Origin of the sequence: Actinospica sp., from assembly GCF_035552695.1 — a bacterium.
Classification (GTDB): domain Bacteria; phylum Actinomycetota; class Actinomycetes; order Streptomycetales; family Catenulisporaceae; genus Actinospica.
This window is the reverse complement of sequence record NZ_DASZKT010000058.1, coordinates 1-4,510: the sequence shown is the minus strand read 5'-3', so window position 1 is coordinate 4,510 and position 4,510 is coordinate 1. Positions and strand designations below refer to the sequence as shown.

3 protein-coding genes and 1 pseudogene are annotated in these 4,510 nt (G+C 71.6%); 1 reads left to right on the top strand and 3 read right to left on the bottom strand.

Going from position 1 to position 4,510, the window contains the following annotated elements; translation table 11 throughout:
* Positions 1 to 649: pseudogene (locus VG296_RS08670) on the bottom strand (hypothetical protein); the annotation flags it as partial.
* A 190-nt stretch (positions 650 to 839) separates the two neighbouring features.
* On the opposite strand from VG296_RS08670, the gene VG296_RS08665 reads away from it, so the two are divergent.
* On the top strand, positions 840 to 1,469 hold the full coding sequence (locus VG296_RS08665) for a uridine kinase (RefSeq protein WP_325564918.1): 630 nt from the start codon (positions 840 to 842) through the stop codon (positions 1,467 to 1,469).
* A 52-nt stretch (positions 1,470 to 1,521) separates the two neighbouring features.
* On the opposite strand, the gene VG296_RS08660 is transcribed toward VG296_RS08665, so the two are convergent.
* Complete coding sequence (locus tag VG296_RS08660) at positions 1,522 to 2,436, bottom strand: response regulator transcription factor (protein WP_325564916.1); 915 nt, start codon at positions 2,434 to 2,436, stop codon at positions 1,522 to 1,524.
* Between the two features lie 103 nt (positions 2,437 to 2,539).
* The gene (locus VG296_RS08655) at positions 2,540 to 4,456 is read right to left on the bottom strand and encodes a protein kinase domain-containing protein (protein WP_325564914.1); all 1,917 of its coding nucleotides are present in this window, start codon (positions 4,454 to 4,456) and stop codon (positions 2,540 to 2,542) included.
* Between the last annotated feature and the right edge of the window lie 54 nt (positions 4,457 to 4,510).

Here is a 4,510-nt window from a genome sequence, read left to right as displayed (position 1 = left end):
TGACGATGTCCGGGGTGAAGCCATTGGAGTGCGCGTCGTTCAGCACGGCGACGCCGTCCGAGGTGAGGCCGGTCGCCGCCGACGGGATCGTGTACGTGATCGACAGCGACTCGCCGTTCGAGGAGCCCCAGGAACGCACCAGCGCGAGCGCCTGGGCGGTGCGCACGACGTCAGTCGAGTTGGTCAGCTCGCTGGACTCGATGTCGAAGTCGAGGTGGGTGATGCCGAGCGTCGTGACGACGTTCTCGACCTGCGTGGCCATGGCACTCGCCGAGGAGCACGTGGCGCCCAGGTCGGTGCCGTCGGTGTCGACCGTGTAGCCGCCGAACGAGATACTCACGTCGCCACCCTCGGCCTGCAGCGACGAGATCTGCGACTGCCAGCCGGACTGGTTCGGCAGCGACCACTGGCAGCCGGACCCGTTCACGAAGGCGAGAGTGAAATACTTGGTGCCGTAGTCGGCGGCGACGGTGGTCAGGGTTGTGTTGCTCAGGCCGGTGTCGACGTACGGGGCGAAGACGTGGGCCGGCCACGCGACGGCCGCCTGCGCGGGACCGGCCAGGCTCACGGCGAGCCCGGTCGCGAGTCCCCCGGCGGCGAGGACGGCGGTGGCTGAACGGAGGAGGACGTGCTTTCTCGGTTTCTGCATAACTGGTGGCTCCCGGAACGGCGTGGTGGGCCAGCGCCCGCGGGGTGACGGGCGCGTCGGGGTACACGGGTCCGGTTCAGAACCTGCGGGTGAAATTGGTCTGAACCATAGGCCGCAGTGGTATAGACAACCGCCGTCGGCCGGAGCTGTCAAGAGTTCCGGTACCGCTCTGTTGTGGGAGGATCGGCGAGTGCGCGCCGAACCGATCTCCCCGGGCCTGCTCGTCGCGCACGTGGCCGACGCGATCGACCGTCTGCCCCGCGACCGCCGCGGCGCCGTCGCGATCGACGGAGCCCCGCCCACGCGCACCGACGATCTGGCCGAAGGGCTCGTCGCCGAACTGCGGCTACGCGGCAGACCGGCCGTTCACGTCGCGGCCCGCGACTACCTGCGCCCGGCCTCGCTGCGCCTGGAGCTCGGCCGCGAGGAACCGGACCTGTTCTACACGGATTGGCTGGACCTCAAGGCGATCGACCGCGAGGTCCTGACCCCCATCGCCCCCGACGGCACCGGCGACGTGCTCCCCCGCCTGTGGGATCCCGAGGCCGACCGCGCGTACCGCGCGCAGTACGTCCACCTCGAGTCCGGCGGCGTAGTCCTCGTCGAGGGGTCATTCCTGCTCGGCGCGGGCCTCGCCTTCGACCTCACCGTGCACCTGTCGATGTCCCCCGCCGCCCTCGCCCGGCGCACAGAGAGCGCGCTCTCCTGGACGCTCCCCGCCTACCAGCGCTACGCCGAGGAGCAGGATCCGCTGACCACCGCCGACATCGCAGCACGCTGCGACGACCCGGGCCACCCGGCCCTGGTCACCCGGGACTGATCGGGAAGGACGGACCGCAGGCCGCGGATGAGACCGCGGTGCGCTGGGACGATCAGCGGCTGCGGAGGGCGGGGGTGGGGAGGCGGGGCGGGGGGACGGCGGCGGGGGGTGAACTCGCGCCGGGGGTGGGGGCGGATTTGGGGTGGGGCGGGCCGGGGGTGGATTGGGGCTTGGGCTGGCCGGGGATTACGAGGCCTGATTCGTAGGCGAGGACTACGACCTGGGCGCGGGAGGAGAGGTTCAGCTTGGCCATGGAGCGGTTCAGGTGGGTCTTGACGGTGCCCTCGCTGACGACGAGGCGCTCGGCGATCTCGGCGTTGGACAGGCCGGTGGCGACGAGGCGGAGTACGTCGGTCTCGCGGGCGGTGAGGGTGGCCAGGGCGGCGCGCTCGGCGGGGGCGAGGGTCGGGCGGGAGCCGACGCTCCCGGCGCCGCCGTTCCCAGTTCCGGCTCCAGACGCGGCACCGGCACCGCCTCCGCCCGCGAGCGCGGCGCCGACGCCGTCCGCGGCGGCGCAGAAGGCCTGGACCAGGCGTGCGGTGACGGTCGGGGAGAACAGGGTGTCGCCGTCGCCTACGGCCTTGAGGGCGGCGAGCAGGCGCTCGGGCGGGGTGTCCTTCAGCACGAAGCCGCTGGCCCCGGCGCGCAGCGCCTTGTAGACGTACTCGTCGATGTCGAAGGTGGTCAGGATCAGGATCCGCGGCGGATTCGGGCGGCCGGAGCCTAGGATGCGGCGGGTGGCCGCGATGCCGTCGACCTCGGGCATCCGGATGTCCATCAGCACCACGTCGGGCTCGGTGAGCTCGGCCATCTTGACGGCCTGCTCGCCGTCACAGGCCTCGCCGACCACCTCGTAGCCCGGCGCGGCGCGCAGGATCGCCGCTATGCCGGCCCGGATCAGCACCTGATCGTCGGCGATCAGCACTCTGACCATGCTCGTCCCGTCGTCGTTCTCGGCTCCCGGCATCAGAGTCGGCCGGATTCACGGCACGCTACCCGCGCTCCGTACGCAGGCGTCGGTGACACGCCCGGGCCATTCACGATGTTGACCGACAGTTGACCGACATTCCCTAAGCTCCGTTCTGCGACCAGAGATCGGCCGCGTCGCTGGTGCTGCACGAGCCTGCGACGACTCCGGAACCGGATGAGCGCAGGCACTGTCCGCTACCGGCGTTGTGGATTTCCTTGCCGGACGAACCGGGGACCGTCGACCACAGCTGCGCGCTGCCGCCGTCGCACGCCTGCGCGCCGGCCGATCCGCCGGACGAGGCGAGGCAGTCTCCGGTCTGCTTGTTGACCAGTTCGAAGTTGCCGGCCAGGGAGTTGAGGATTCCGGTGACCGGCTCCTGGAAGTTCCAGGCCTGGGAGGCGCCCGCGCCGCAGGACTGCTGCGCGGCCGACGAGCCGGAGTCGGTGAGGCAGTTGCCGCTCTGCGCGTTCTTGAACGAGTAGTAGGCGCCGATGCCCAGCAGTCCGCCGGACGAGCCGGTGGACGAGGCGCTGGCCGACGCGCTCACGGACGGCTTGGCCGTCTTCGTGGCGGTCGCCGTGGTCGACGGGGTGGCGCTGTGCGTCGCGGTGTGCGTGGCGGTATGCGTGGCCGACGCGGACCCCGAGGGCTTGGCGCTGGCGGACGGCGTCGCGCTGGGGGTCGCGGTGTGCCCGGAGGCTTCGGCCTTCGGGCCGGTCGAAGAGTTCTGCGAGTCGAGCACCACCCACACGGCGGCGGCGAGCACGCACAGCGCGACCAGCACGATCACCGGCGTACGCCTGCGACGGCGGCCCTCCCGATCCTCGCCCCCGCCGCCGGAGCCGCCGGAACCGCTGACGCCGCCGGAACCCAGCGCGCCGCCGGCTCCCCCGGCGGCCGCGCGGCCGCGCCTCTTCTTGGTCTTCGGCTCCGGCTCGGGGTCGGCGCGGTCCGGGCGGACCATGGTCTCGTCGGCGCCGCGCCGCCGGCCGGCCGAGGTGTCGTCGGAGTCGGGTCGCGGTCCGGTGACGGACGTGCTGTACGGGCCGGTGTCCGGATCGGCGGCGAAGACCGAGGTCGCGGCCACGGACGAGGCTGCCGCGGCGGCCGGGACCGCGGGGGCGAGCACCGTCATCGCGAGGGTGGACGAGGCGCCGTCCGGTATCAGGGCACGCAGAGTCTTGGCGAAGTCGGCGGCGTCCGGGAAGCGGTCCTCCGGGTCCTTCGCCATCGAACGCACGATGGCGTCGGTGAGTTCCGGCAACTCCGGGCACTCCGGCCGCGGCGCGGGTTCGGTCATCGCCCGCCACATGATCGCGCGCACGTCGCGGCTGTCCGCGCCGAACGGCGGCTTGCCGATCAGCAGCTCGTACAGCGTGGAGCCGAGCGCGTAGATGTCGGACGAGACGCTCGGCACGCCGCGGGTCATCAGCTCGGGTGCGGCGTGCTGCGGGGAGAAGACGTCCAGCACGGAGGCGGAGGTATTCGAGTCCAGCAGGCAGGAAACGCCGAAGTCGGCGAGCGCGGGCTCGCCGAAGCGGGAGACGAGGATGTTGTTGGGCTTGACGTCGCGGTGCAGGATGCCGACCGAGTGGGCCGCCGCCAGGGCCTCGGCGATCTTCGCGCCGACGACGGCGACCTCGATCGCGGGCAGCGGCCCGGTGCGTTTGAGCCGCTCCTTCATGGAGCCGCCGTCGTACAGGTCCATCGCGAGATAGGGACGGCCGGTGGAGGTGGTCCCGGTGTCCAGCACGGTGACCACGTGCGGGTGCCCGCTCAGCTTGCTGGCCAGCCGGACCTCGCGCATGAACCGCCGCTGGGAGTCCTCGTCGGTGCCGACGGTGAGGATCTTCAGCGCGACGTCGCGCTCGAAGGACTCTTGCACCGCTCTATAGACAACGCTGAACCCCCCATGACCTATTCGTGACAGTTCCCGGTAGCCCGAGACGGACTCGACCGCCTCGGCCGTCGGGGTGGATTCCGCGTCGCCGCTGTGCGAGTCACTTCGGACTGTCATTGCCCTTGCGTTTCCGTCCGTATCCGTGCAACCTCGGCTAGGCGGTGGCGGAGC

Excerpts from the sequence above, each read along its gene's own strand:
- VG296_RS08655 (WP_325564914.1), bottom strand. The coding sequence starts at position 4,456 with ATGACAGTCCGAAGTGACTCGCACAGCGGCGACGCGGAATCCACCCCG.
- VG296_RS08660 (WP_325564916.1), bottom strand. The coding sequence starts at position 2,436 with ATGCCGGGAGCCGAGAACGACGACGGGACGAGCATGGTCAGAGTGCTG.